Annotated in this window: 25 protein-coding genes; 19 read left to right on the top strand and 6 right to left on the bottom strand. The window is 36.9% G+C overall.

The annotated features are described in order from the left end of the window. Positions 1-184: 184 nt before the first annotated feature. A complete protein-coding gene (locus MKY08_RS20270; protein WP_069508888.1) occupies positions 185-1,399 on the top strand; it encodes an MFS transporter in 1,215 nt (404 codons plus the stop codon). Between the two features lie 369 nt (positions 1,400-1,768). Then, complete coding sequence (locus tag MKY08_RS20265) at positions 1,769-2,635, top strand: MurR/RpiR family transcriptional regulator (RefSeq protein ID WP_069508890.1); 867 nt, start codon at positions 1,769-1,771, stop codon at positions 2,633-2,635. A gap of 113 nt (positions 2,636-2,748) precedes the next feature. Here MKY08_RS20265 and MKY08_RS20260 read toward each other — a convergent pair whose 3' ends face one another. Then, positions 2,749-3,552 (bottom strand): GNAT family N-acetyltransferase, encoded by an 804-nt coding sequence (locus MKY08_RS20260; RefSeq protein WP_069509015.1) that lies wholly within the window; start codon positions 3,550-3,552, stop codon positions 2,749-2,751. Positions 3,553-3,882: 330 nt separating this feature from the next. Between MKY08_RS20260 and MKY08_RS20255 the strand changes: the two genes are divergently transcribed. Further along, complete coding sequence (locus MKY08_RS20255; RefSeq protein ID WP_069508892.1) at positions 3,883-4,809, top strand: manganese-dependent inorganic pyrophosphatase; 927 nt, start codon at positions 3,883-3,885, stop codon at positions 4,807-4,809. A 177-nt stretch (positions 4,810-4,986) separates the two neighbouring features. On the opposite strand, the gene MKY08_RS20250 is transcribed toward MKY08_RS20255, so the two are convergent. Next, positions 4,987-6,366, bottom strand: coding sequence for an FAD-dependent oxidoreductase (locus MKY08_RS20250; protein WP_069508895.1), 1,380 nt, complete (start codon positions 6,364-6,366; stop codon positions 4,987-4,989). Between the two features lie 124 nt (positions 6,367-6,490). On the opposite strand from MKY08_RS20250, the gene MKY08_RS20245 reads away from it, so the two are divergent. Both MKY08_RS20245 and MKY08_RS20240 read left to right on the top strand, forming a co-directional pair. Then, positions 6,491-7,198 carry a DsbA family oxidoreductase gene (locus MKY08_RS20245; protein ID WP_069508899.1) on the top strand — a complete coding sequence of 236 codons (708 nt, stop codon included), beginning with the start codon at positions 6,491-6,493 and terminating at the stop codon, positions 7,196-7,198. 278 nt (positions 7,199-7,476) lie between these two features. Beyond that, positions 7,477-8,103, top strand: a complete 627-nt coding sequence (locus MKY08_RS20240) for an FMN-dependent NADH-azoreductase (RefSeq protein WP_024361348.1) — start codon at positions 7,477-7,479, stop codon at positions 8,101-8,103. Positions 8,104-8,205: 102 nt separating this feature from the next. Here MKY08_RS20240 and MKY08_RS20235 read toward each other — a convergent pair whose 3' ends face one another. Continuing rightward, positions 8,206-9,024, bottom strand: a complete 819-nt coding sequence (locus MKY08_RS20235; RefSeq protein WP_069508902.1) for a hypothetical protein — start codon at positions 9,022-9,024, stop codon at positions 8,206-8,208. A gap of 113 nt (positions 9,025-9,137) precedes the next feature. Here MKY08_RS20235 and MKY08_RS20230 point away from each other — a divergent pair, with 113 nt between their 5' ends. Both MKY08_RS20230 and MKY08_RS20225 read left to right on the top strand, forming a co-directional pair. Continuing rightward, on the top strand, positions 9,138-9,344 hold the full coding sequence (locus MKY08_RS20230; RefSeq protein ID WP_069508904.1) for a hypothetical protein: 207 nt from the start codon (positions 9,138-9,140) through the stop codon (positions 9,342-9,344). Positions 9,345-9,486: 142 nt separating this feature from the next. After that, a complete protein-coding gene (locus MKY08_RS20225; RefSeq protein ID WP_069508907.1) occupies positions 9,487-11,847 on the top strand; it encodes a bifunctional 2',3'-cyclic-nucleotide 2'-phosphodiesterase/3'-nucleotidase in 2,361 nt (786 codons plus the stop codon). Here MKY08_RS20225 and MKY08_RS20220 read toward each other — a convergent pair. Next, complete coding sequence (locus tag MKY08_RS20220; RefSeq protein WP_256093113.1) at positions 11,840-12,139, bottom strand: DUF2500 domain-containing protein; 300 nt, start codon at positions 12,137-12,139, stop codon at positions 11,840-11,842. The genes MKY08_RS20225 and MKY08_RS20220 overlap by 8 nt on opposite strands. Before the next feature lie 519 nt (positions 12,140-12,658). Here MKY08_RS20220 and MKY08_RS20215 point away from each other — a divergent pair. Together MKY08_RS20215 and MKY08_RS20210 are read left to right on the top strand one after the other, a co-directional pair. Further along, positions 12,659-13,348, top strand: a complete 690-nt coding sequence (locus tag MKY08_RS20215; RefSeq protein WP_025220721.1) for a hypothetical protein — start codon at positions 12,659-12,661, stop codon at positions 13,346-13,348. A 9-nt stretch (positions 13,349-13,357) separates the two neighbouring features. After that, positions 13,358-13,534, top strand: a complete 177-nt coding sequence (locus tag MKY08_RS20210; protein WP_158497910.1) for a hypothetical protein — start codon at positions 13,358-13,360, stop codon at positions 13,532-13,534. Between the two features lie 273 nt (positions 13,535-13,807). Here MKY08_RS20210 and MKY08_RS20205 read toward each other — a convergent pair whose 3' ends face one another. Next, positions 13,808-13,918: a DUF5839 family protein gene (locus MKY08_RS20205; protein WP_256093114.1), complete on the bottom strand. Its 111-nt coding sequence runs from the start codon at positions 13,916-13,918 to the stop codon at positions 13,808-13,810. A gap of 704 nt (positions 13,919-14,622) precedes the next feature. Further along, a complete protein-coding gene (locus MKY08_RS20200; protein ID WP_069508910.1) occupies positions 14,623-15,486 on the bottom strand; it encodes a VOC family protein in 864 nt (287 codons plus the stop codon). Positions 15,487-15,628: 142 nt separating this feature from the next. Here MKY08_RS20200 and MKY08_RS20195 point away from each other — a divergent pair, with 142 nt between their 5' ends. The 10 genes from MKY08_RS20195 to MKY08_RS20150 all read left to right on the top strand — a co-directional run bounded on the left by MKY08_RS20195 (position 15,629) and on the right by MKY08_RS20150 (position 26,242). After that, the gene (locus tag MKY08_RS20195) at positions 15,629-15,934 is read left to right on the top strand and encodes a winged helix-turn-helix transcriptional regulator (protein ID WP_069508913.1); all 306 of its coding nucleotides are present in this window, start codon (positions 15,629-15,631) and stop codon (positions 15,932-15,934) included. Positions 15,935-16,223: 289 nt separating this feature from the next. Then, complete coding sequence (gene murB / locus MKY08_RS20190; RefSeq protein WP_069508916.1) at positions 16,224-17,138, top strand: UDP-N-acetylmuramate dehydrogenase; 915 nt, start codon at positions 16,224-16,226, stop codon at positions 17,136-17,138. Between the two features lie 57 nt (positions 17,139-17,195). Continuing rightward, entirely contained in the window at positions 17,196-17,951 is a 756-nt protein-coding gene (locus tag MKY08_RS20185; RefSeq protein ID WP_069508919.1) for an exodeoxyribonuclease III, read from the top strand. Between the two features lie 230 nt (positions 17,952-18,181). Then, a complete protein-coding gene (locus tag MKY08_RS20180; RefSeq protein ID WP_069509018.1) occupies positions 18,182-20,515 on the top strand; it encodes a penicillin acylase family protein in 2,334 nt (777 codons plus the stop codon). Positions 20,516-20,697: 182 nt separating this feature from the next. Next, the gene (locus MKY08_RS20175; protein ID WP_069508922.1) at positions 20,698-21,069 is read left to right on the top strand and encodes a metalloregulator ArsR/SmtB family transcription factor; all 372 of its coding nucleotides are present in this window, start codon (positions 20,698-20,700) and stop codon (positions 21,067-21,069) included. Then, entirely contained in the window at positions 21,050-23,173 is a 2,124-nt protein-coding gene (locus MKY08_RS20170) for a heavy metal translocating P-type ATPase (RefSeq protein WP_069508925.1), read from the top strand. The genes MKY08_RS20175 and MKY08_RS20170 overlap by 20 nt, the downstream gene beginning before the upstream one ends. Positions 23,174-23,343: 170 nt before the next feature. Continuing rightward, the gene (locus MKY08_RS20165) at positions 23,344-23,622 is read left to right on the top strand and encodes a late competence development ComFB family protein (RefSeq protein ID WP_024361338.1); all 279 of its coding nucleotides are present in this window, start codon (positions 23,344-23,346) and stop codon (positions 23,620-23,622) included. Between the two features lie 140 nt (positions 23,623-23,762). Continuing rightward, entirely contained in the window at positions 23,763-24,182 is a 420-nt protein-coding gene (gene mntR, locus MKY08_RS20160) for a transcriptional regulator MntR (RefSeq protein ID WP_024361337.1), read from the top strand. Positions 24,183-24,317: 135 nt separating this feature from the next. After that, on the top strand, positions 24,318-25,175 hold the full coding sequence (locus MKY08_RS20155; protein ID WP_069508927.1) for a S1-like domain-containing RNA-binding protein: 858 nt from the start codon (positions 24,318-24,320) through the stop codon (positions 25,173-25,175). Positions 25,176-25,312: 137 nt separating this feature from the next. Continuing rightward, positions 25,313-26,242 (top strand): DUF1002 domain-containing protein, encoded by a 930-nt coding sequence (locus MKY08_RS20150; protein ID WP_069508930.1) that lies wholly within the window; start codon positions 25,313-25,315, stop codon positions 26,240-26,242. The last annotated feature ends 132 nt before the right edge of the window (positions 26,243-26,374 follow it).

Here is a 26,374-nt window from a genome sequence, read left to right as displayed (position 1 = left end):
TTCTTATAGAAAGAACAGTTGTTTTTGTATAAGAGACATTTTAACGCAAATGACCATATATTTTCAATAGCAATTAATAAATTGTCTAAACAATTCGGTCATTTGAATTTTACTTGTCACTTTCTTGAAACAACTGTATAGTAAACTTGCAATGTAAAGTCAAGTGTAAAGACAGGTGGTTAAGATGACAACAATTAAGCAAGAACAATCTATATCACGTAACAAGCTTTTGGGTGTAGCAGGTGTTGGCTGGCTCTTTGATGCAATGGACGTCGGTATTTTATCTTTCGTTATTACAGCGCTCGCGGTAGATTGGGATTTAACTAAGAGCCAGATGGGCTGGATTGGTAGTATCAATTCTATAGGAATGGCAGTTGGTGCACTCCTCTTTGGTATTTTTGCAGATAAAGTTGGTCGTAAGCAAGTGTTTATGTGGACGCTTATATTATTTTCTGTGGCAAGTGGTATTTCGGCATTTACAACAACTTTAATCGCATTTATGGCATTACGTTTTTTAGTAGGGATGGGACTCGGTGGAGAGCTACCGGTAGCATCTACGCTTGTTTCTGAAAGTGTGGAGGCAAAGGAACGTGGAAGAGTAGTGGTATTACTAGAGAGCTTTTGGGCAGCAGGCTGGCTTATTGCCGCACTGATTTCTTATTTTGTTATCCCAACATGGGGCTGGCGTGTCGCTTTGTTGTTAACAGCAATTCCAGCAGTGTACGCTATATACCTGCGTTGGCATTTACCAGATTCACCACAGTTTACTGCGAAGGCTGAATCTAAAAAACGTAGCATCTTTCTCAACATACGTGATGTATGGTCGAAAAAATATGCCCGCTCGACACTTATGTTATGGGTGCTATGGTTTACAGTAGTATTCTCGTATTACGGTATGTTTTTATGGTTACCGAGTGTAATGGTCGGCAAAGGTTTTGATATGATTACTAGCTTTAAGTATGTGTTGATTATGACTTTAGCACAGCTTCCGGGTTACTTTACAGCGGCATGGTTTATTGAAAAATTTGGACGTAAATTTGTACTTGTTTCCTATTTAATTGGAACCGCTGTAAGTGCTTTCATTTTTGGTAATGCAGAAACAATGGCAGTGCTATTAACATCAGGAATGCTACTATCATTCTTTAATTTAGGCGCATGGGGAGCACTCTATGCATATACACCAGAACAGTACCCAGCGGTTATTCGTGGTACAGGTGCAGGAATGGCTGCCGCAGTTGGGCGAATTGGCGGTATTTTTGGTCCATTATTGGTAGGATCATTACTAACAGCAGGCTATGATATCGGTTTTATTTTTGCAATTTTTTGTGGTGCTATCATTATAGGGGTTATTGGTGTCATATTTTTAGGCACAGAAACGAAACAAATGGAACTGGAATAGTAAACATAAGGAAAGTCTTGGGTTCAATTTGAATCCAAGACTTTTTTGAAATCTGCTTTATTAAATACATAAAAATTATGTTTTATTTATTTTTATGCAATTGTTTCTAAAATATGTTAAAATTTCAATTCGTAGATTACTTGTTATCCAACTACTAAGTTGATAAAGATACTTTGGATATGATAAATATAGAGATTTTATGTCATTTTATTATGAACTAGTGCGTTAGTGTGTTAATACATTAAAGATTTTTCTGAAAAGTCATTGTATTCAAATTGCAATCATGATACTGTATTTTTAATCGAATTTAGAGTCAGTAGGGAATAATCTCCATTCGTGATAATTTCTTTGAAAGAAAGGTTGTTAGGAATGAGTATAAATGAAAATATAAAGAAAAGATTTGTAAGACTGTCAAAAGGACAACGTAAAGTTGCGCAATTTGTTATGAGTAATCCAACGGTCGTTATTGCCAATGGGGCAGCTGAAGTGGGTAGACAGGCAAATGTTAGTGAATCAACCGTTATTCGTTTTTGTTATGCAATGGATTTGTCAGGTTATGTGGAGCTACAAGAAGAGATTAGAAGTTATTTAAACTCACAACATGAAGGGGTTCCTCCTCAACAAACATATACGGCGAGCAAGCAAAGAACTTCAAGCTTTGCTAAAATCATGCAACGTGATATGCAAAACATTCAAGATACAATACATCTGGTGAACGATAAGGTGCTTCAAAAAAGCTCTAAATGGATGCATGAAGCGGATACAATTTATATTTTGGGTACAAGACAAGCAGCCTCTATTGCTAATTGGTTATCGTATACGTTGAAAACTTTACGACCAAATGTAAAGCAACTACGTACAGATTCAGATGATCTTGTTCAACAAATCAACAGCATGGGCGAACGTACTACATTAATTGTTTTTTCGTGTGATAAACACTCCAATGATGTGAAAACGATTGTTGAAATAGCGAAAATGAAAAAAGTGAAAATTATTGCTATTACAGGATCGGCGTTGTCACCAATAAGAGACTATGCAAGTGCCTTATTTGCATTAGGTTTAAAAAATCAATCCTCTTTAGATATGGTACCTGTCCTATTTTCATTTATGCATGCTCTTATTGAGGAAATGGTTAGTCATGATAAAGAGCGATATGCTCAATATCAACAATCTTATGAACAAGTAGAAAATAATTTATTATTTTTAGATGTAGCAAGAGAAAAGCAAGTATTTTGATAAAGTATAGCGTATAGATGGAGTAATATGCTCATCTATACGTTTTTAGTTCTCAAGGTAGAGAAAAGTAAAAAGATGTCCAACTAAAATATTAGACATCCTTGAAAAACAATTTATAAAATTTTACTTAAACTATATTCGGCCTTGAATGTATCATTTAGTTTAATAGCATTGACGCGAGTTCCTTCGTGTGCGTAACCAAGTTTTTTAAATAACTGTAATGCGGCATCATTATGCTCCATAACGGATAATTCGAGGCGAGAGATATTTCTTTGGCTAGCCCAATCTTCCACTGCTTTCATAAGTGCTGAGCCGATACCTTTTCGTTGGTGCTCTTCTTTCACAGCCAAGTGGATTGAGGCAACATGTTTGGCTTTAGAGTGCTTATAACCATGAATTACTGCATAACCTGCAAACGTGCCATTTAAAATGCAAAGCAAAATTGTACGGTTTTTTAATTGCTTCCAATAAGCTAGGTTTTTTCTAAGTTGTTGTACAGTTAGCTCTAACTCATTTTCGACATTATACAAAAAGTCAGTTTGTTGAAGGATTTCTTCCTGTAAAAGAATAAATGCTCTAGCATCTGATGCTTCAATCGCTCGGATTATGTACGCAGAAGTATTTTCGTTATTTTCAGAAATATGATCCGTCGATATTTTCTCCTGTGTGCGAGAAAATGTGACACTTGTACCTAATTTGACATCTATGACATAATAACCTGCATTTGTCCAAGATAAAAAATGCGTAAGAGGGGGCTTAGTTTTTTTCCACCAGCTCTTATTTAAATAAGCAGCATTGGGTAAGGCTTGTCCCATAATGTTTTCTAATGCGCTAAAGGATAAAGTAATTTCACTTTGCGAAGCCACGTCAAAATAGCTTGCCAAAGGAATATACTTTTTTTCCATCTTCTTTGTCATCACAATCCCCATTCCTGTAATTCCTAAAAATTTTGACTACATGATAATAGCATAAAATTATCGTTTCTTGTATAAAAATCACAACTATCTATCTATCTAAAATAAGGAAATTTATGTTTAACATAGGAAATCAAAAAAATCCATGGTAAAAAATAGATAAACTATTAAATGGAGTGAAATACTTTTATTATAGTATAGTGTAGCGTGAATGAACAACAACATAGTTTTCAAAAGTCGCGTATGATGAAAGTTTTACTTTATATCATGTTCTTTCATAAATTATGTTAAAATAAATGAAAATGTAGAAGTCATTTAGGAGGAAAAGTATTAATGAGCAAAGTTTTAGTTTTCGGACATAAAAACCCTGATACAGATACAATTACATCTGCAATTGTATACGCATATTTAAAGCAACAAATTGGAGTAGAAGCTGAAGCAGTACGTCTTGGCGAATTAAACAATGAAACAAAATATGCACTAGACAAATTTGGCTTTGAGGCACCGCGTTTTATTTCTTCTGTAGTAGGGGAAGCGGAAAAGGTGATCCTTGTAGACCATAATGAATTCCAACAATCGGCTGATGGGATTGAGGAAGTACAAATTACAGAGGTAATTGATCACCATCGTATTGCAAACTTCCAAACAGCTGACCCATTGTATTACCGTGCAGAGCCAGTTGGTTGTACAGCGACTATTTTAAATAAAATTTTCAAAGAAAATGATGTTGTAATACCAGCAAATATTGCAGGGTTAATGTTATCAGCTATTATTTCTGACACATTACTGTTCAAATCACCAACTTGTACACAACAGGATGTAAAAGCTGCGGAGGAACTTGCAAAAATCGCCGGTGTTGATGCTGCGGACTATGGACTAGCCATGTTAAAAGCAGGTGCTGATCTTTCAGATAAATCTTTAGAGGATCTTTTGTCTTTAGATGCAAAAGAGTTCCAGTTTGGTGAATATAAATCTGTTGTTGCCCAAGTGAATGCTGTTGATATTAACGATGTGCTTGGTCGACAAGAGGAATTAGAAATTCTTTTAAATAAAAATGTTGCTGACAATGGTTTAGATTTATTCTTCTTCGTTGTAACAGATATTTTAAATAATGATTCAACAGCTGTTGCAATAGGACAAGTAGCAGAAGCGGCAGCAAAAGCATTTGGTGCAGAGCTGACAAACAACCGTGTTGTTTTACCAGGTGTTGTATCTCGTAAAAAACAAATCGTTCCAGTATTAACGGATGCATTAAAATAAAATCGTGTAGTATTGCCCAAACTGAAGAATTAGCTTGGGCTAAAATGGGAAAAAGTGTTAGATTGACTACCATCAATCTAACACTTTTTTGCTATGTCATTTCATTGATGTCTGCGTCTTGCGTTTTGTGCGTTCCTGCTTGCATCACTAGTTACGCTATCATCAACCAGTGCCTTATTAATCAAGCTTTAATGGTTGAACTGCTGGACCTTCTAACACTTCACCTTGGGCATTAAAACGGGAACCGTGGCAGGGGCAATCCCATGTCTCATCCGCTTCATTCCACTTTGTTTTACAGCCTAAATGCGTACAAGTCGGGGCATTTCCATTTTTAATATAGCCTGTGACTAGTTCCTTTGCCACAAAGCCTCCGACTTTCAGCATTTGCATAAACTGCGCACCAAATTTTGTACGTGCAGGCGAATAAAGCATACTTGAATCGTTGTTCTTCGCAGTACCTGTAATAAGTGAAGACAGTAAATCTCCAGCGACGAATGAATTAGAAATCCCCCATTTGCGATATCCTGTTGCGATAAAGACATTTGGTAAGGACTGCGTAATTTTGCCGACATAAGGCACCATATCGGGTGTTTCGATATCTTGAGCCGACCATCTATAAAGTGGTTCCTGCCCAAAATGTACTTTCATTTCATTTTGAATGGCATCGTAAAAGGGCTTCGTATTGGCCGTTTCACCTGCGATATGATTAGCCCCTCCAAGAAGTAAATAGTGCTCATCGTTTATAGTAGTCGTTCGAATAGAACGTGAAGGAAAATCAACTGATAAATACTGTCCTTGGTATGTTTCCGTTATTTTACTGGCAACCATATAAGAACGGTTATTAGAAAGTTTGAGAAGTTGTAAACCTTTGAATGCTTCAATTGGGTAATGTGTGCACAAAATAAGCTTATTATATTGAACCGATATATTTTTTTCGGTATGTAAGTCATTTTGTGCTATCCGTAATTGCTGGACACGTGTGTTTGCATATAGTTTCGCGCCCATTGATAATGCCTCTTTTATAAGAAAGTTACTTACAATTACAGGGTTTATTTGAGCTTGCTGCGATATGCTAAGTGCCTTTGTAATAGGGAAAGGGAGCTCCGTTTCAGAAGTAATCTTTGCCTTTACATTTAATACTTTATAGGCATTCCACTCTTTTAATAATTGTGAGTAGCCTTCTTTTGTTTGACAATACAGGTATGAGTCAACTGGCTGAATGGACTCTTTAGGCAGGAATTGTAAAGCTTTCTCTACAGCATGTTGATTTAAATGATAGTAGAGCCTAGCATCATTTACAGAAAGCTTTTCGAGAAGATTTGCGTAGACTAAGCCATGCTGTGCAGTTAATTTACCTGTTGAATGACCAGTCGTACCATGACTAAGCTTTGAGTTGGCCTCTAGTAGTACAACATCGACACCTGCTTTTGCTAATACATAAGCGGTATATAGTCCAGTCAATCCTCCTCCAATAATACAAACATCACATTTAGTCGAAGCTGTTAAAGATGGCAAGGAAACCGAGTCGGTTGTTGCAAGCCAAAGAGATTGTGTCATACATAACCCTCACAGTGTTTTTACGTTCAGTATGGAGATAGCTTTGAAAATTTATGCAATGAAGCATAAAAATTGCTTGAAGAGAGCATGTGTCGTTACAATGTAGCAAAAGGAGCGTGTTTTTATGAAAATTGAAATTTGGTCAGATTATGTTTGTCCTTTTTGCTACATTGGCAAAAAACAATTGGAAAAGGCAATACAGGATACAGGCTTTGAAGGCCAAGTGGAGCTTGTTTATAAAAGCTATCAACTTGACCCGACAACACCAGAAGATACGAATGAGTCGATCTATGAATCTTTGTCTCAGAAATATAGTATGACATTAGAAAAAGCGAAAGAAATGACACAAGGTGTGACAGCTCGCGCAAAAGAAGTAGGCTTACATTATAATTTTGATCAGATGATGGCAGAAAACACATTAAAGGCACATCGACTTGTGAAATGGGCTGAACAACAAGGTGACGCTAGTGAATTAGTTGAAGCGCTGTTACATGGCTATTTTATCGATGGAAAGCGCATAAGTCATGATGAGGTATTAGTGGCAATCGCAGAACAAGTTGGTTTTAAGCGTGCAGATATTGAAAAAGTTCTTGCTAGTGATGAATTTAAAGGTGATGTCGAAGTAGATATACAAGAAGGGCTTCAACTTGGTGTACGAGGCGTTCCATTCTTTGTACTAAATCGTAAATATGGTATTTCTGGAGCACAACCGCAAGAAGTGTTTGAAAATACTTTGCGTAAAGTAGCGGAGGAAGAAGGCTTACAACCAGGGTTAAAGATGGAAGGCTCTGGAGACGCAGGCGTTTGTACAGATGATAGCTGTCAGATTTAACTTGCTTCTGTAACCTTTATAAATGTTGAATTGGCACAATCAAGTTAAATAGCTCCGGCGGATGTTCAAGATTTGAAAGATGAGCGATTCGAGCAAGTGTGAAAAAAATTTGGACGCAATTACGCCGAGGCGTAATTGCGTTTGTGCATTTTACTTACAATGATTCAGTCAAAAGTCTGAGGCTCCTAACATTGACTTTTTATCGGAATTTTTTTATTATAAGGATATATCTTGAATTCGAGATATTAATTTAGGAAACTCAAGGGAGAAATTATATAATGAACGTATTAGTAGTAAAAGCTAACAACCGCCCAGACGGAATTTCAACAAAAATGTACGACACTTTCATGGAAAACGTACAAAATGTAAACGTAACAACATTCGATGTATTTGCTGAAGATATGCCTTATTTCGGTCAAGATCTTTTCAATGCATTCGGTAAAGTTCAAAATGGTGAAGAATTATCTGACATTGAATCTCGTCTATTAGCTGCAAAACAAAAAGCGATGGATGCACTAACTGCAGCAGATGTAGTTGTATTTGCTTTCCCATTATGGAACTTAACAATTCCAGCGACATTACAAACTTTCATTGACTATGTATATCAAGCTGGTTTCACGTTTAAATATGATGAAAACGGTCAATTAGTTAGCCTAATGACTGATAAAAAAGCTGTAATTTTAAATGCTCGCGGTGGTTACTATTCTGCACCAGAAGCACAACCTATGGAAATGTCTGTAAACTACATTAAAAATGTAGTAGGTGGCGTATTCGGTATGGAAATTATTGAAGAAGTTATTATCGAAGGTCATAATGCTTCACAAGATAAAGCAGAAGAAATTATTGCAAACGGCCTAGAAGCAGTTAAAAAAGTAGCAAAATCTCTACAAACTGTAACTGCGTAAGTAATTTATTATAGTTGTTATTAAAAAATGCCAAAATGCTGATTGAAAAGCATTTTGGCATTTTCTTGTTTAGTGAAGTGTTCTTTGTAATAGGTATTTTAACTAGTAATCAAGATTTGCATAATATGACCTAACCTCAATGTTTCCTGATGGAGAAATTCCCAAACCGCTAGAAGGAATTAAATTTACAGTAGGTGATCCAGAGATTGTTTTATGTCCATATTCAAACTTAACAGTTGCTTTACCACTTAATGAAGTCTTAATGTGGAAAGTTTGAGAAACACGGCCTTGAAGTCTATGGTTAGTATTAATTGTGTTATGAAGATTGAATGCAGATGCTACACCACCAGATGGATCAGCGTCAGAAACTGTTGTTGTCGTGTAATAGTTAGTAGTCGTACCAGTTTGTGAATTGTAAATCCAATGAGAAGCGTGGTGACCTGTAATATTACCACCACTAGCAGGCATATACACACCTAAACTAGTTGGGAAGCCAATTGATATTTTATCAGTTAGTTTCCAGAAGGGTCTTTTTAACCAATCATATGTAGCATAAGCATAAAATGCATTATAGCCCGAGATTGTATTTTTAAGTTTTAAAATTTTCCCTGAAAAGCTTAAATCGCCTGTTGAGATTCGGAAGGATGGAACTTTATCAGTATTTGAGTCTACGTCATCCATATCAAAAAATTGGTGGAATTCACTAACAATTGTTGCTTGGTTCTCTATTAGAAATTTTGCTTCTTCAAAAGGAATAGTATTTACTTCTAAATCAGTGAAGTTTAAAACCTCGTATAAATACTTCTTGTCTTCGTTTGTTAAAGGCGGGTCCTCAGATTTAGCTTCAACATTTAAAAAAGATAGACTCAAGAATACTAAGAGTGTAAGAAAAGAACAAAATAAAGTTTTCTTATTTAGCATATTTTTTCCTCCTTTTTTCGTTAATTTACTATAAGAATATCGGAAAAATGATATTTTATAAAGGTTTTTGTTGTAGAATTTAGTAGAAAACACTATTTGTAGGAGGTCTAATTATGGAATTACTTCTTGCTTTTTTTTTCTTCAATTCTATTTATTTAATGCCGATCTATGGAATGATATTTTGTTTGAGCCTTGTTAACCTTTTAAAGAAACTTAGTAAAGGTCAAACAGATATTTCGAAAGAACAAATTTTTTTAACAATCTCATTTATAATAATTATTTGGAGTATAAGTGGAGTAACGGCACTATCGTTATCTTAAAAGTAGGAAACAGCCATTAAGTCCCTGTTACATGTCTATATAATCGGTCAATTGTATGAATTATTTGTAAATTGTTCTATAATTAGTTTAAAACTACTTATTCATATAATAGAATAAAGTAGAATTAAGAGGAGGTTGTTACATGAATAAGAAAATAATTACTACAGTATTAGCCTTGTTATTTGTTCTTTTTACTGTTATTCCATTTAACGTTTCCGCTAGTGCTGCATCCAATGATGTAACGCGTGGAGATTATGTAAAAGAACTAGTAGACAGCTTGAACATCGAGCTTGGTGACGGGTCATCACTTGCTTTTACCGATGTTCCTAAGGATTTAGCACCTTATGTGGAAAAAGCGGTAGAACTAAAGCTAATTAAAGGTAAAACTGCGACATTATTTGGCCCGAACGATAAATTAACACGCCAACAAGCTTTTGTAATTTCTGCCCGTGGATTAGTAACAAACAATGCGCCACTTAGTGAATTAGATAAATTCAAGGACGCAGATCAAGTAGCTGAAACACATAAGCAAGATTTAGCCAATGCTGTAGCAGCAAATCTATTACAAGGCTTCGAAGATAATACCATTCGTCCTCGTGACTATGTAACAACTGAACAGATGCAAAGTATTGTTGACCGTTTTGTAGCTGAATACAAAGCTCCTGCAACTTCAACAACGGTAGCTCTTCAAATTTTAGGTACAACAGATATTCATACTAACTTAGCAAACTATAACTACTACTTAGATGCTGAATCTGCTGACGTCGGTTTAGCGAACACGGCTTCACTTATAGAACAAGCACGTGCAGAAAATCCGAATACCTTATTATTTGATAATGGTGATTTAATTCAAGGTACGCCTCTAGGTTCTTATAAAGCATTAGAAAATGTGTTAAAGCCAGGTGAGGTTCATCCAGCTATTGCCGCTTTAAATGCACTAAAATATGATGGTGGTACTTTAGGTAATCACGAATTCAACTATGGCTTAGATTTTTTAACAGAAGTATTAAATGATGCGCAATATCCAGTAGTGAATGCCAACACGTATGATGCAAAAACAAAAAAACATATGTTCACACCATTTGTTCTACTTGATAAAGAGGTGGTAGACAATACAGGTAAAAAACATACACTTAAAGTGGGTGTAACGGGTATTGTACCAACGAAAATTATTGAATGGGATGCCATTCATCTAGAAGGTAAAGTAGAAATGCAGGAGCCTGTAGAGGCAATCAAAGAAGTTGTTCCTGAAATGCAAAAAGCAGGTGCAGATGTCATTGTAGTCCTTTCTCATTCCGGTATCGGCGAAGATACAAATGTGCAAGGTGCTGAAAATGTAGGATACCAAATCTCTGAAATAGAGGGGATTGATGCTTTAATTACAGGTCACTCACATTTGACATTCCCAGGCGACTACAAGGATCTTAAAAATGTCGATCAAGAAAAAGGGTCCATTAATGGTGTGCCTACTGTTATGGCAGGTAGTTATGGTAGCCACCTTGGCGTGATTGATTTAACACTAGAACAACAAGATTCGAAGTGGGTTGTGACAGATGGACAAGGCTCCATTCGCTCTATTAAACAAGAAGGATTAAAACCATCGCAAACAGTGTTAAACGCTATTAATGAAGCGCATGAAGGGACATTAACGTATATTCGTCAAGCTGTTGGTGAAACAACTGCACCAATTCACAGTTACTTCTCAATGGTTCAAGATGATCCTTCTATTCAAATCGTAACACAAGCTCAAAAGTGGTTTATTGAAAAAGAATTAAAAGGGACTGCGGATGAAAATACACCAATCCTATCTGCGGGTGCCCCTTTCAAAGCGGGCTCTCGCAACAACCCTGCGGACTTCACCAATATTCCTGTAGGGCCACTTGCTATTAAAAACATGGCGGATATCTATCATTACGATAACACTGTTGCAACAATTAAGGTAACTGGTGCGCAAGCGATTGAATGGTTAGAAATGGCTGCTGGTATTTTCGCAACAATTGATCCGAAGAAAACAGAAGAACAAAATATTATTGATGCTGAGGCACGTTCTTACAACTTTGATGTATTAGATGGTTTAACATATCAAATTGATGTAACATCACCAGCAAAATACGATCGTCGTGGTAATGTTGTAGACAGCAAAGCAAACCGCATTAAAAATGTACAATATAATGGCAAGCCAATTGATTTAGAGCGAGAATTCATTATCATCACAAACAATTATCGTGTTGGTGGTTCTTATGGGGCAACATTTAAAAACGCGGAAGGCACAAATGTAACAAACTATGCTTATGAAAACCGTCAAGCAGTAGTGGACTATATTATGGCAAACAAAACGATTAACCCTGCTGCTGATAATAACTGGTCATTTGTACCATTTCCAGCTAATACGAAGATTATTTATCATTCAGCGAAGGAAGCCCAAAAAGTCATTCCGGCTGGTAGCAATATTGAATATCTTGGTGATACAGAAGGCGGCTTTGGTAAATATTTAATTAAATAATGCTGCATACCAAAAGGAGAGCACGATTATTCATCGTAGCTCTCCTTTTTTGGCGTTCAAATGCTTTGAAGCGAGTACCTTGGAACGGTAGTATGCCAAAGTCATGTTCAGCTAGCTGTCCATAGTTCCGACCATCGAGCTTTAACTCTAAACGTTCCTCACTTTGAACTTCAAAAGTTACATAGTAGGAGGTGTGAGCACTAGTATTACCTGAACCGCCACGTGTGTCTGTCCTTTTTATAACAATTTTGGATGGTACTGTTAATTCAGGTGAATTATTATTTTTGCCCATTGTCTAATGCCGTTAAGTATAACGAAGGCAAATGTACCGAAGACGATGAAAAAAATTAAGGAAATAATTTAAGGAAAACGAATAGTGGTAGTCGTGTCATTGATGTGCAGCATGCTAATTTTGAAAGTATTTTAAGTAGTATTTACCGTCTAACTGCGTATGAAATGGCAATCTAAAAAGGACTTTAAACATCTAAGTAAACATCAGAATTTGGCTCAAAACGCTGTTATATCAACGTCGAATGTAGAGGTGTCTCACGCGCGATTAGAAGTGATTATGTATCAATTATTAGATGCAGCGATTTCAGCGAGCAGTCAATACATCAAAACGAATCGTCTAGCGTTGTTAAGTAGAGATAAAGAAAGCTTATTTTGCAAAAGAACGATTATAGACCTCCTACAAATAGTGTTTTCTACTAATATTCTGTAACAAAATCTTTACAAAATATTATTACTTTTTTAATATTCTCATGTTACCTTTTTAAAAAAAGGAGATTCAATAAAAAGGGAGGTAGTAATGATGAGAAAGATTTGGTCTTTAATTATTGCGACAACTTTGATATTCACTGTATTTGGATCACTTAATATTGCTAAAGCAGAAACAAATTTCATGGATAACAAAATTCCAGATAATGAAATTGAGTTTCTGACAGGAAGCACTCTAGATGGTTATAACTATATTGAACTTTCGGAACCCGTAACAGAAAACTATGATGGAGTTTACGAAGTATTAATTGGATACTACATAGAAGAGAACTTAGATGAAATCAAAAAACTCGACAATTATAGGGAATATGACACGTATTTAGTTTATGATCAGGGTATAACTCAAAGCTGGTCTTGGTTATCAAGACCATATTTTATTATGAGTGTTGCAAGAGGTATGTCTTATGAAAGTTCAATAGAGGTATCAGCTACTATTTCAGGCACATTTAGTAGTGATATTCCGAGTAAGGCTTTACCAACAGTTAAATCTTCTTTCGGTTTCAGTGCATCGGGCAGCAAAAAAATAACTGAAAAAGTTGTTTTATCGGGTCCTAACGCAGGTTATTCTAGTAGAGATTTTTACTATAAGCAAGGAAGACACACACATAGAGTAAAAATTGTACAAGAACGCAGATCCAATTGGGATGGTGTGTTATGGACTAAAACATACTACGGTAGTGTAGGAAAACCAGCTATAAAACATTATTCAGTTGATAGAAAGTAGGTTCTTAAAGTGATTCAACAGATCGTTAAATGGTTTTTGCTTACTATACTCATAATTTCATCGATCAGTTTTATAATTGTTATTCAATCAAATTATATAGCAGATGCATTAGCCGCTCGTTCGATTCCAATAGCTATTGTAGTAGGTTTATCTTCATTAGCTGTTGCTATCATGTTTCGAAAATAATATTTACTAGAGTGTCGACAAACTAATTTTCAAGTAGAAAATGAGTAAGGTCTGACACTCTTTTATATTCTTAAAAGCATTTCTTAATGTAAAACACCTCAAGAAACACGGATATTAAAGAGTTTTTAAAATGACCGTTCAATGGCTGTATATTTGATTCAAACCAAAGAAGTAGACAAAGTCAATTTTTTCGACTTTGTTTACATAAGAAATGAACCCCTATCAAAACAAAAAGAGAACGGCTTTTGCTACTCTCAATCTTTTTTTATTTACTTAATTTTTTACTGGCGCTTTTTCCAAAACGCCTATAATTCTTTTATATCGTTTTCCTGTGTCTTCTAATTCTTCCCGAAAAACTTCTGCTACTAAAAAGGGTGACTTCACTTTTCCAACAACAACAATATCACCAGGTTAAATATTAAATTCACGTAAATGTTTAGGGATATGCCACGTATATTTCTTTGGATATAATTTCAATGCCTCAGATATGAAATCCAGAAAGTGTATTATTCTCCATCTATATTCTCTCCAATCATCAACTTTTATTGATTTTCCTAACGCATGTGCTGATTATACGAACTATCTTTTTTTATTGACGGTTACTTCTGTTGATCGAATGAGTCAATCATATTTTGAGATACTTTTTTATATTTCATTAATCGATTCAAACCTTGTGCCATTGCTTTCAAACGCTTCTCCAATGTTTCACCATCAAATACGTTTTGTACAAGCTAGCTTTTAGTTTTTGACGAATCATTATATAAAAAGCGCTACTCTTTTTTTTCGTGAAATGGGTGCATTTCACGGAGAAAAGTAATAGTATTATTAGTTAACTAATATATTATCAACTATTAGGAGAGTGAATAGTATGTTAGAGCTTACAAAAAAACGGCCATATTTCTGAGCTTATTGCAAGTAAAAAGTCGTTAAAAGAGCTTAGGAAACTTTTAAATACACGTGATACATCCATACGAGAAGTATTTAATTCATTAGGGTACTTCTATAATAAATCGCAACATGACGCCAATTTTCCTAATAAAGATATGACTTTTAATGAAAATCTTTCGTTTTATTATAATTTGAAATCATTAACGAACGTAGAAAATCATTGCATCTTCATTGTTATCTACAACTACTAACTGTTCATTTTCAAATGTATAGGGGATTTGTTTGTCATTCAAATTAGCCAGTAGCTTCTGTAATTCATCTTGTGAAGAAAGAGATAATGTATAGCTAAGTAAACCCGTTGTTTTTTTTGTTGGTACTGGTGCACCGACACCTTGCCAGATGTTTACCGCAATATGATGGTGATAACCTCCAGCAGACATGAATAGTGCGCTATCAGGGAAGTTAGTCATAATATCAAAACCAAGTGCATCTATATAGAAGTAAGTTGTTGCATCATTAATATTGCTCACATTTAAATGCATATGACCTAATACAGTTCCTTTAGGGAAACCTGTCCAAGGACGCTGACGGTCATATAATGCCATCAAACCTTCTATATCAACAGCCTCTGTTCCGGTTATCAGTCCACCATGACCATCACTTAGCCATTCAGCACGAGGGCGATCATGATAGATTTCTATACCGTTACCTTCCGGATCATTTAAGTAAAACGCTTCTGAATAAATATGATCACCAGCCCCTGTTATAGGTATACCTGTATTCAATAAGTTGCCAATCACATAAGCTAAGTCTTGTCGAGAAGGAACTAAAATAGCAAAATGGAATAGACCAGTCGTACGAGGTGGACGAATCTTCACCCCTTCTTCTGTTGACAATACTAAAATAGGTTTTGTATTACCTGGGATAGAAAATGACACTTGTGTTGGTGTGTGATGAAGTATTTGAAGCCCTAGTTTTTTATAGAAATCAGTCATTGTCTCTAATGATTGTACAAGTAAATGTAAATGCTCTAACTCTAATTGTGCATCAATTTTATAGGTCATTGTCAATAAATCCTCCAATTTTAAGTTACTTTTTGTAATTAAATATAAAATAGTAAACATGTTACGTCAAGTAAATAAGTTACTTTAAATTTACTTTTGCTAAATTAATCGTTACAATAGAATACATAAGAGGTGAAAAAATATGAATGAGACAACTTTATGTCCTCGTTTAGCTAAGGCAATGGATTTAATCGGAAAACGCTGGACTGGGCTAATTTTATATCAACTATTAGACGGATCACAGCGCTTTAATGAGATTGAATCGGCATTGCCTGTAAGTGGTCGTTTATTATCTGAGCGTTTAAAGGAACTTGAAAAAGAGGGGCTTGTTGAACGAAAAGTATATTCAGAGGTGCCTGTACGTGTAGAATATTCTTTAACAGATAAAGGCCGAGCGTTAGAAGGCGCTATTCGAAATATTGAGTCATGGGCAACTAACTGGCTATAGTAATGGAAAGATTATTTGCAAAGTTAATTTTTGTGCAGTGATTTCAGTGTGAAAGCGTCATAAGATGCAGCTCCATCCTATGAAAGTCGTATCTTTCATAGATGATTTTATTGAAATAATCGGGTAGCTAGAAGGTTCTGGATATACTGATTATTGCAGCGTATAACTGAATAGGACATGATGCTGCCCGAAAATGCGCAAAAAATACCCTTCATTTTACTTGTCAAAACGAGGTTCTAAATCCATACTAGTGTAGAGTAAGAAGGACGGTAGAAAGGAATTAGCTCTCATGACAAAAGAACAATGGGCTGCGGATTTAGCACAAAATATAAATCCAGCCAATATTAAGCTAGATGAATCATTACAGCATTATACAATGACAAAATTAGGTGGTAAAGCGGATGTTTTTGTTCTCCCTGAAACAGAGGAAGAAGCAATTGCAGTTATTCGCTATGCACATATAAATAATATTCCATTATTGATGTTAGGGAATGGATCAAACATGGTTGTCCGGGATGGAGGCATGCGCGGGATTGTTGTGACATTTGCACATTTAGATGAAATTCATATAAATGGTGATCATGTTTACGCACAAAGCGGAGCACTAATTAAGGACGTATCAAAACTAGCCGCTGCTGCATCTCTAACCGGTTTTGAATTTGCGTGTGGTATCCCAGGCTCCATTGGTGGAGCGATGGCGATGAATGCAGGCGCTTATGGTGGCGAAATAAAGGATATTATTATTTCTTCTAAAGTACTAACTAAAGAGGGAAATATTTTAATACTATCAAAAGAAGAGCTTGAATTAGGTTACCGTCAAAGTAGCATTGCCAAAAAAGGTTATTATGTACTGTCTTCAGAGTTCCAATTAGCTCAAGGTGTACAGGAAGAAATTGATGCAAAGATTGCTGATTTAACGTTTCAACGTGAATCAAAGCAACCATTAGAGTACCCTTCAGCAGGCAGTGTTTTTAAACGCCCGCCAGGACACTTTGCAGGCAAGCTTATTCAGGATAGCGGTCTACAAGGTAAAGGGGTCGGTGATGCAGAAGTGTCCACAAAACATGCCGGCTTCATTGTCAATAAAGGAAATGCTACAGCTTCTGACTATATCGCAACGATTGAAATGGTACAACGAGTGGTAAAAGAAAAGTTCGGTATTGATTTAGAAACAGAAGTGAAAATTGTCGGTGACGACTTATAAAAAATAATGCCGCTCTTCGCTAATGGCGAAGGGCGTTTTTTTGAGGAGTGTGAACAAATGAAATTTATATCTTGGAATGTTAATGGTATACGTGCTTGTTTAGGGAAAGGTTTTTTAGATTTTTTTAAAAGCATGGATGCGGATTTTTTCTGTATTCAAGAAACAAAATGCCAAGCAGGGCAGGTTGAACTAGCACTCGAAGGGTATGAGCAATATTGGAATTACGCGCAAAAGAAAGGCTATTCTGGTACTGCAATTTTTACAAAGCATACTCCACTAGCTGTGCACTACGGTGTGGGTGAGGATGAATCGCAGGACGAGGGGCGAATTATTACATTGGAGTATGACAACTTTTATGTAGTAAATGTTTATACACCAAATGCTCAACGCGATTTAGCAAGATTACCGCTTCGGCTAGAGTGGGAGGAGCGATTAGCGCTGTATTTAAAAGAACTTGATGCCAAAAAACCAATTATTTATGGCGGTGATTTAAATGTCGCACATGCTGAGATTGATTTGAAAAATGCCAAGTCGAATGTAGGCAATTCTGGATTTACATATGAGGAACGTGCCAAAATGTCTGAGTTATTAGCAAGTGGCTTTGTTGATTCTTTCCGTTATAAGCATCCTGAAGTGACTGATCATTATACATGGTGGTCCTATATGAATAAAGTCCGTGAACGAAATATTGGATGGCGCATTGACTATTTTATTGTATCAGCCCGTTTAAAGGACCAAATTGAAGTAGCTACTATGCATCCGCATATAATGGGTAGTGATCATTGCCCAATCGAGCTTCAACTAACTATTTAATTGTTTGCGTGCCTGACACCGAACTATGTGAGCCGTATGTCTATTAGGACATACGGTTTTTACTTTTGTCCAAAAGGTTTATATGTAGAAAAATTATGTGTAATACAGCAAAATTCGCTAAAAATGGAGGTTATTCAGATGTGAGGAAAGGATTTGATGCGTCAAATAAAGAATATATTGCATTAAGAGGGGGTTGTAAGGTGAGAAAGTTTAAGTGGAAAAAGTGGTTAATGATAATCGCTAGTGTGTTGGCGGTAGTCGCCATAACATCTTTCATTGTCTTTACGTGGTTTATGAATAAATCAAAACCGATTATTGATGGAGAGCTCACGGTTAACATGCTTGATGAAGATGTGTCGGTGACAAGGGATGACAAAGGAGTTCCACATATATTTGCCGAGACAGATGCAGATTTATATCGTGCTCAAGGCTATGTACAGGCGCAGGATCGGCTGTTTCAAATGGATTTAGCGCGTAGGCAGGCAAGTGGCCGTCTGTCAGAAATTATTGGTGAGGCAACGATTAATACAGATAAGTATTTCCGTACCTTTAGTTTACGAAATGCGGCTGAAAAATCATTGGCAGCGTATGATGCCGAAAGCAAGCAAGTGCTTGAATGGTTTGCAGAGGGCGTGAACACCTTTATTGAACAGGCAAAGAGCACGAATACGTTAAGTTATGAATTTGCGTTACTAGGTTACGAGCCAGAAGAATGGACGGTTGTAGACTCTTTAACCATCGGAAAATATATGGCATACGATTTAGGGGGCAATTGGAATACACTCGCCTTCCGACATTGGGCTTTACAAAACTTCGATGAAGAAAAGGCGAAGGAATTATTTATTACGTATCCTGAAAATGCGTCATCGATTATAGAAGCAAATAAAGAAAATCCTGTTTCAGTGGCAGGGCAATTTAATCCTGCATTATTGCCAAATGAATTTAATGGCAGTAATAACTGGGTTGTATCTGGCGATAAAACGAAATCAGGTAAGCCGATACTAGCAGATGATCCGCATTTGGGGCTAAGTACACCATCTATTTGGTATCAAATGCATTTACAATCGTCAGAGCAAAATGTAAGCGGTGTTATATTTGCAGGCATTCCAGGAATTATTTTAGGTCATAACGATGAAATTGCATGGGGTGTAACGAATGTAGGCCCTGATGTACAAGATTTATATATTGAAATGCCAAACCCAGATAATCCAACACAATTCCGTTATGACGGTGAGTGGGAACAAGCAGAGGTGCGCAAAGAACCGATAAAGGTAAAGGATGGCGAAACGATAGATTTTGAAGTCCTTGTTACACGGCATGGCCCGATTATAACAGACCTAGTATTTAAAGAAACGGAACCTTCTGCCCAGTTTTCAATGCAGTGGACAGCACTACAACCAACCGCTGAATTACGAGCAGTGCTCGGTTTTAATAAGTCTTCCTCTTGGCATGAGTTTGAGCAAGCATTAGAAGATTTTAAAGCGCCTGCCCAAAATTTTGTTTTTGCATCTAAGGATGGCACAATCGCTTATAAAGCTAATGGGCAAATTCCATTAAGAAAGCAAGGGGATGGACAATTACCTGTGCCAGGTGATTCAAGTGACTATGGTTGGGAAGGCTTTATTCCGTGGGATGAGTTACCGACTGTTGTTAATCCAGAGGAGGGCTTTATTGCTACCGCCAATAATGAAGTAATTGGTGAGGAATATCCGTATCATATTACGGATTTTTGGGCGCAGCCATATCGCTTTGAACGAATTAAGGAAGTGCTAGAGGCTAATGATTCATTAACGGTTAAAGATATGATGAACTTACAAATGGATCAACATAATTTATATGCTCGTGAATTTTTACCGGATTTATTAGCATCTATCAAAACGATGGATAAGAACGGAAAATATGCAAAGGTCATTGCGTTATTAGAAGATTGGAATATGGTAGATGCAAAAGAGTTGGGAGCCCCGTTAGTCTTCCATACGTTAATGGTACAAATACAAGAGGTATTGTTTAAGGAACAGATGCCAGAGGATATGTATAATATGATGTACGGGAAATTCAATATTACGGACCAACTCCTACGTAAAGAATATGCAGGCGAGAAAAGTGTTTGGATTGAAGAGCAAGGCGGTGTTGATGCCACAGTCTTTGAGGCGTTTGAGCGTACTGTTGCAAAAATTGAGGGACAGTTCGGAAAAAATGTGTCGAAGTGGCAATGGGGTGACTTCCACCAATTAACGTTTGATCACACATTAGGTAGTGCTTCTCCGATATTTGCCGCATACTTTAATGCGAAGAAGGTGCCAATTGGTGGCTCGAAGGTGACGGTACAGGCTGCCGATAATGATTTAGCTGGCAACGTAAATCATGGAGCATCGTGGCGTTTTGTTGCGGATGTCGGTAATTTGAGCTCTGCTTACCATATTGTCGGACCGGGTCAAAGCGGTCATGTCAAATCGGACTGGTATCAAGATCAGGTGATGGACTGGGCAAATGGAAATTATCACGAAACCTTTGTTAACAAGGAAGCGATTAAAGGTAAAACAGTATTATTAAAGGCACAATAAAATGCCAGCGCAAGAAAAGCTTGCGCTGGTTTTTTATTGTGCCAGTCACCCAAACAATTTAAAACATATTTAAATTATATTTTCGTGATAGTAATCATATACATTCAAATGCCCGTTTGAATATGATGGAATAATATGCTATATTTAAAACAGTCAAACGAGTATTTGAATGAGGTGAGGGAATGGCAAAAGAAGTCTGTGAAGTGACGCATATTAATGAGCAAGCGGTGACAAGGGTTCAGCAGCAAATGCCTGACTTATCAGGTGTAGCAAAATTCTTGAAGGCATTATCTGATGAAACAAGACTCAAAATAGCGTATGCCTTAACTGTAGAGAATGAATTATGTGTTTGTGATGTGGCGACAATAATTGGGTCATCTGTAGCGACTGCATCACACCATTTACGTTATTTAAAAGATCATAGTTTAGCGAAATCGCATCGTAAGGGAAAGCAAATGTATTACGCTTTAGCTGACGAACACGTATACCAAATTGTAACGATTGCTTATGAACATGCGAAAGAAGGGATTTCGAATGGCAGTAACACCGATTAAGCAAGAATACCGACTGCAAAACTTGTCCTGTGCTAGTTGTGCAGCTAAATTCGAAAAAAATGTCAAAGCGATACCTGAAGTACAAGATGCACAAGTCAATTTCGGAGCTTCCAAAATCACGATTGTAGGAGCAGTTAGCGTCGATCAAATTGAAGAAGCAGGAGCATTTGACGGCATTAAAGTTTCACAATCTACGGCTAAAGCAAGTGAAGCAAGCATTCCTTTTTATAAAAAAACCGAGAACATATTAGCTAGCGTATCCCTGCTATTCGTTGTAGTTGGCTATCTATTATCTTCTGTTCGTGGAGAAGAAGACTTGTGGACGATTGCTATGTTTATCATTGCGATTTTTGTTGGGGGCGTAAAGATATTTAAAACAGGCTTACGCAATCTTGCACGATTTGAGTTTGATATGAAGACGCTTATGACTATAGCAATAATTGGTGCTGCGATTATTGGGGAGTGGGAAGAAGCGGCTGTTGTTGTCTTTTTATTTGCAGTAAGTGAAGCACTTGAAGCGTATTCAATGGATAAAGCACGACAATCAATTCGTCAATTGATGGATATTGCTCCGCCAACTGCCACGATTAAACGAGCGCATGGCGAGCATTACCATGAGATGGAATTAGCAACGGACCAGATTGAAATTGGCGATATTTTAGTCGTGAAACCAGGTCAAAAAATTGCAATGGATGGCATTGTGCTCACTGGGCTATCTGCAGTCAATCAAGCTGCTATTACAGGAGAATCGATTCCAGTCAATAAATCAGTAGGTGACGAGGTATTTGCTGGAACGTTAAATGAAGAAGGCGCATTAGAAGTACGTGTAACGAAACGTGTAGAGGATACAACGATTGCGAAAATCATTCATTTAGTAGAAGAGGCGCAAGCTGAAAAGGCACCTTCGCAACAATTTGTCGATCGTTTTGCGAAATACTATACACCCATTATTATGCTAGTAGCGTTGCTAGTAGCGATTATGCCACCTTTATTTGTAGGGGATTGGCAACATTGGATTTACCAAGGATTAGCAGTGCTTGTGGTTGGTTGTCCTTGTGCGCTTGTTGTGTCAACTCCCGTAGCTATCGTAACCGCTATTGGGAATGCTGCAAGACAAGGCGTTCTAATAAAAGGTGGTATTCATTTAGAGCAATTAGGCCATATAGATGCTATTGCCTTTGATAAAACAGGTACATTAACAAAGGGTACACCAGCCGTAACAGATATTTTTACTCCGACGGAAATGCTAGAGGAAAATGTATTGCAATTGGTGGCTGCTGTTGAAAAACAATCGCAACATCCATTAGCTAAAGCTATTTTAAAGGCATTACATGACAAACAACTGCCAGAGCTTATACCTACAGATTTTCAATCCGTAACAGGTAAGGGTGCTTATGCAACAGTGGATGGTCAAAAGGTCTATGTCGGTAGCATGAATTGGATTACTACATTAGCTCCAGTTGATGAAATGATGAAAGAACAGGTTCAAAAACTGCAAAAACAGGGTAAGACCGTAGTAGCGGCTGTTCAAGATGGGCACTTTATTGGCATTATAGCGATTGCCGATCAATTACGGACTGAAAGTAAAGAAGTACTGCAAAAGTTGAGTGCTTTAAAGGTTAAACATACTGTGATGTTAACGGGTGATGCAAAATCAACTGCTGAAGCAATTGCCACTACTTTAAGTATGAGTGATGTGCGAGCAGGCTTACTGCCCGCTGAAAAATTATCTGCTATTAAAGACTTACGCACGCAGTACGGAGCAGTTGCGATGGTCGGGGATGGTGTTAATGATGCGCCAGCATTAGCTTCCGCGAATGTAGGTATCGCTATGGGTGGTGCGGGTACAGATGCTGCGTTGGAGACAGCTGATATTGCATTAATGGGCGATGATTTAACAAAACTACCTTATACAATGGCATTAAGCAGAAAAACATTACGAATTATTAAAGAAAATATTATTTTTGCACTAGCCTTAAAATTAATTGCCTTATTGCTTGTGATTCCAGGATGGTTAACATTATGGATTGCCATTTTTGCCGATATGGGCGCAACATTACTCGTTGTCTTTAATTCTTTAAGGCTTATAAAACAGAAGAAATAATAGGTATAATGATGTGATTGGTGTAATTTTGTAGGTAAATAATCTTTGTAATGTATATTTATAATTCTTGTATAGATGCTACTAGCGATTCTTGAAAAGGGCTAAATTTCACGCTATTATTAATTGAGTAAAAATGTAACAATACATTATAAATGAGGCGAAAGTTTTATATGTCAGAACCTATTTTAGTAAATGTTACAGAGGAAATTGTGCGTGGTTTAGTAAGTTTTCTACTGCGAGGACCAGAATATCAAACATTTTGTAAATGTCAAATCTGTGAATTTCAAACAGTGGCATATGCATTAAATGCATTGCCTAGTAAGTATGTTACATCTAAGGAAGAGCGAGATGAAGCATTTAAAGCCATGAATACTCCTGAGAATATTGAACTGATTAACAGAGAAATTATTCGTGCATTACATGTGGTAAATAAGCATCCTCGACATTAGATAGAGCCCACTTCTACATTGAAGTAGGCTCTATTTATGTTTCAAGGAAGTGTTTATCTTGGTTATGTATTTTCAGTTAACTTTTAAGGCAAGCTTGTAGTAAACTAAAGAGTAAGAATAGGAAAGAGAGGGAATTAGATATGCCAACACCTAGTATGGAGGACCATATCGAACAAATATATTTATTGATTGCTAATAAAGGTTATGCTCGTGTGTCTGACATTGCTGAAGCATTATCTGTTCTTCCTTCTTCTGTTACTAAGATGGTTCAAAAATTAGATAAAGATGGTTATTTAGTTTATGAAAAATATCGTGGGCTTACATTGACGCCAAGAGGAGAAAAACTTGGGAAACGTCTTGTGCAGCGACATGAACTGCTAGAGCAATTTTTGCGAATCATTGGTGTAGATGAAGAGCGTATTTACAATGATGTAGAAGGAATTGAACATCATTTGAGTTGGAATTCAATTGATCGTATTGCAGATCTTGTGCAGGTAATGGAAGAAAATCCAGATATCGCAAAAAAATTAGAAGCATCTAGAACACAACACAATCTATAGAGGGAATAGCTTATTCATAAGGATGTAAAGACGATAATCTCTACGTTTCGTTGTGTGAACCCGCGCTAAGCTATGATGGTTGTATGCGGGGCTTTTATATTTGCGAAATTGATGGTAAAAGGAAAGGAAGACATTATGAACGAATTAAAATCAGGTGAAGTTGTTACTTTAACTGTATTAGAGCAACAAGTATCGAAATGGGTCTTAACAAATGGCGTAGTTGAACTGCCATTAAATGCTTCAGAAGTTACAGAACCACTAGCTGTTGGGGATCGTATTGAAGTATTTTTATTTGCGGATCGCCGTGGTGATTTAGCTGCCACTACTGCTATTCCAGCATTTGCCCAAGGCGAATACGGCTGGGCACGTGTTCTTCGTGTTGTAGAGCGCGAAGGTGCTTTTGTTGATATTGGTACTTCACGAGAAGTGCTAGTTAAAGCGGAGGACCTACCTGCGATAAAAGAAGTATGGCCGGAGCCAGGTGACCATTTATATATGACATTGCGAACAGATCGCAATGGAGATTTATTTGGTCGTTTAGTAACAGAAGAAAAGATTTCAGAGTTATACGAAGGTGCATTTGATGATATGCATAATAAAAATATTACTGCCCGTCCTTATCGTTTATTGCCAGTAGGATCATTTTTACTAGGTGTAGAAAAACCATATCGTATTTTCGTCCATGAATCAGAACGCTATGCAGAACCACGCCTCGGACAAGATGTTGAAGTACGGATTATTGAAGTTAAAGAAGATGGCTCAATGAATGGCTCTCTGTTACCTCGTAAACATGAACGTATCACAGGAGACGCACAGCAAATTTTAAGCTATTTGCAGGATGTTGGTGGTAAAATGCCATTTAGCGATAAGTCTTCGCCAGATGAAATTAAAGAAATGTTTAATATGAGTAAAGCGTCATTTAAACGTGCACTCGGTACACTTATGAAGGCTGGTAAAGTGAAACAACAAGATGGCTGGACAGAAGAAATTTAACTTGCAGCTTTTATAAATACTAAGGAAATGACGAGAGATAAGCAAAGAAACCTTCTCGTCATTTTTTCGTACTAATAACTGTATGATGACATACATTATACAGGCTAAATGATTTCTAGCGAAAGGGGTCACACAAATTGAAAAAAATATGGGGGAAAATACTAGTAGCTACGATGCTAGTATTTGGTGTGCTGGCACCAACAACGGGATTTGCAGCAGACAATACGACACCTGACAATACGACGCCAAATGCAATAGATGAAAAGCTAGGTGTACCAATTGTGGTGTATGGTGCAAACCTATCCGAAGCCGAAAAAGATTCTGTGAAAAAATCGTTAAAAGTAAATGAAAATCCTGAAGTTGAGGAAATAACAGTATCAGGGAACGACTTAGCTAAATACATTAAAGACAGTAATGCAAGCTCGCGTATGTATTCTTCTGCCAAAATTACACGGAAGGATGCCGGTAAAGGCTTAGTTATTGAAATCGTCACACCGTCAAATATTACACAAGTAACGTCAGAAATGTATGCAAATGCCATGTTGACTGCGGGGATTGAAGATGCGACCGTGCAAGTAGCCGCTCCAAAGGCTGTAACAGGTCATTCTGCGCTTGTTGGTATTTATAAGGCCTATGAGGTAACAACAGGTAAAACGTTAGATATAGAGCGTACGGACGTTGCCAATGAAGAACTATCTGTCGCAACTACAATTGCTGATTCTGCAGGAGTAGATGATGCGAAGGTAGCGGAGTTACTAACAGAAATCAAAAAGCAAATTGCTGAACGAAAACCGGCAACGCGTGAAGACGTGGAAAAAATCGTCCAAGAGCAGTTAGATAAATTAGAGATTAATTTAAGTGAACAAGATCGTCAGTTATTAGTTGATTTGATGGACAAAATTAGTAATCTAGATATTGATTTTAGTAAATGGTCCGAGCAATTAGATGATATTAGTAATACAATACAAGAAAAATTTGGCGCGCTGATGGAAGATGAAGGCTTCTGGACGAGTGTGAAAAATTTCTTTGCAGATTTAAAAGATACAATTTCAACATGGTTTAACTAATTGAAAAGCTCTCTGCCCTAGATGGCAGTGGAGCTTTTTTGTTTTATATGGATGAACTATTAAACAATACGTCGTCTACTATTTTTGTAAAAATGCAAAAAGCTATGGTACTATGAAAAAAAGGAGTGGTGA

It is taken from the genome of Lysinibacillus sp. FSL M8-0337 (assembly GCF_038593855.1).
Lineage (GTDB): Bacteria > Bacillota > Bacilli > Bacillales_A > Planococcaceae > Lysinibacillus > Lysinibacillus sphaericus_D.
The sequence above is the reverse complement of the archived record's forward strand: the minus strand, read 5'-3'. Positions and strand labels throughout refer to the sequence as shown.

Excerpts from the sequence above, each read along its gene's own strand:
- MKY08_RS20270 (WP_069508888.1), top strand. The coding sequence starts at position 185 with ATGACAACAATTAAGCAAGAACAATCTATATCACGTAACAAGCTTTTG.
- MKY08_RS20265 (WP_069508890.1), top strand. The coding sequence starts at position 1,769 with ATGAGTATAAATGAAAATATAAAGAAAAGATTTGTAAGACTGTCAAAA.
- MKY08_RS20260 (WP_069509015.1), bottom strand. The coding sequence starts at position 3,552 with ATGACAAAGAAGATGGAAAAAAAGTATATTCCTTTGGCAAGCTATTTT.
- MKY08_RS20255 (WP_069508892.1), top strand. The coding sequence starts at position 3,883 with ATGAGCAAAGTTTTAGTTTTCGGACATAAAAACCCTGATACAGATACA.
- MKY08_RS20250 (WP_069508895.1), bottom strand. The coding sequence starts at position 6,366 with ATGACACAATCTCTTTGGCTTGCAACAACCGACTCGGTTTCCTTGCCA.
- MKY08_RS20245 (WP_069508899.1), top strand. The coding sequence starts at position 6,491 with ATGAAAATTGAAATTTGGTCAGATTATGTTTGTCCTTTTTGCTACATT.
- MKY08_RS20240 (WP_024361348.1), top strand. The coding sequence starts at position 7,477 with ATGAACGTATTAGTAGTAAAAGCTAACAACCGCCCAGACGGAATTTCA.
- MKY08_RS20235 (WP_069508902.1), bottom strand. The coding sequence starts at position 9,024 with ATGCTAAATAAGAAAACTTTATTTTGTTCTTTTCTTACACTCTTAGTA.
- MKY08_RS20230 (WP_069508904.1), top strand. The coding sequence starts at position 9,138 with ATGGAATTACTTCTTGCTTTTTTTTTCTTCAATTCTATTTATTTAATG.
- MKY08_RS20225 (WP_069508907.1), top strand. The coding sequence starts at position 9,487 with ATGAATAAGAAAATAATTACTACAGTATTAGCCTTGTTATTTGTTCTT.
- MKY08_RS20220 (WP_256093113.1), bottom strand. The coding sequence starts at position 12,139 with ATGGGCAAAAATAATAATTCACCTGAATTAACAGTACCATCCAAAATT.
- MKY08_RS20215 (WP_025220721.1), top strand. The coding sequence starts at position 12,659 with ATGAGAAAGATTTGGTCTTTAATTATTGCGACAACTTTGATATTCACT.
- MKY08_RS20200 (WP_069508910.1), bottom strand. The coding sequence starts at position 15,486 with ATGACCTATAAAATTGATGCACAATTAGAGTTAGAGCATTTACATTTA.
- MKY08_RS20195 (WP_069508913.1), top strand. The coding sequence starts at position 15,629 with ATGAATGAGACAACTTTATGTCCTCGTTTAGCTAAGGCAATGGATTTA.
- murB (WP_069508916.1), top strand. The coding sequence starts at position 16,224 with ATGACAAAAGAACAATGGGCTGCGGATTTAGCACAAAATATAAATCCA.
- MKY08_RS20185 (WP_069508919.1), top strand. The coding sequence starts at position 17,196 with ATGAAATTTATATCTTGGAATGTTAATGGTATACGTGCTTGTTTAGGG.
- MKY08_RS20180 (WP_069509018.1), top strand. The coding sequence starts at position 18,182 with ATGATAATCGCTAGTGTGTTGGCGGTAGTCGCCATAACATCTTTCATT.
- MKY08_RS20175 (WP_069508922.1), top strand. The coding sequence starts at position 20,698 with ATGGCAAAAGAAGTCTGTGAAGTGACGCATATTAATGAGCAAGCGGTG.
- MKY08_RS20170 (WP_069508925.1), top strand. The coding sequence starts at position 21,050 with ATGGCAGTAACACCGATTAAGCAAGAATACCGACTGCAAAACTTGTCC.
- MKY08_RS20165 (WP_024361338.1), top strand. The coding sequence starts at position 23,344 with ATGTCAGAACCTATTTTAGTAAATGTTACAGAGGAAATTGTGCGTGGT.
- mntR (WP_024361337.1), top strand. The coding sequence starts at position 23,763 with ATGCCAACACCTAGTATGGAGGACCATATCGAACAAATATATTTATTG.
- MKY08_RS20155 (WP_069508927.1), top strand. The coding sequence starts at position 24,318 with ATGAACGAATTAAAATCAGGTGAAGTTGTTACTTTAACTGTATTAGAG.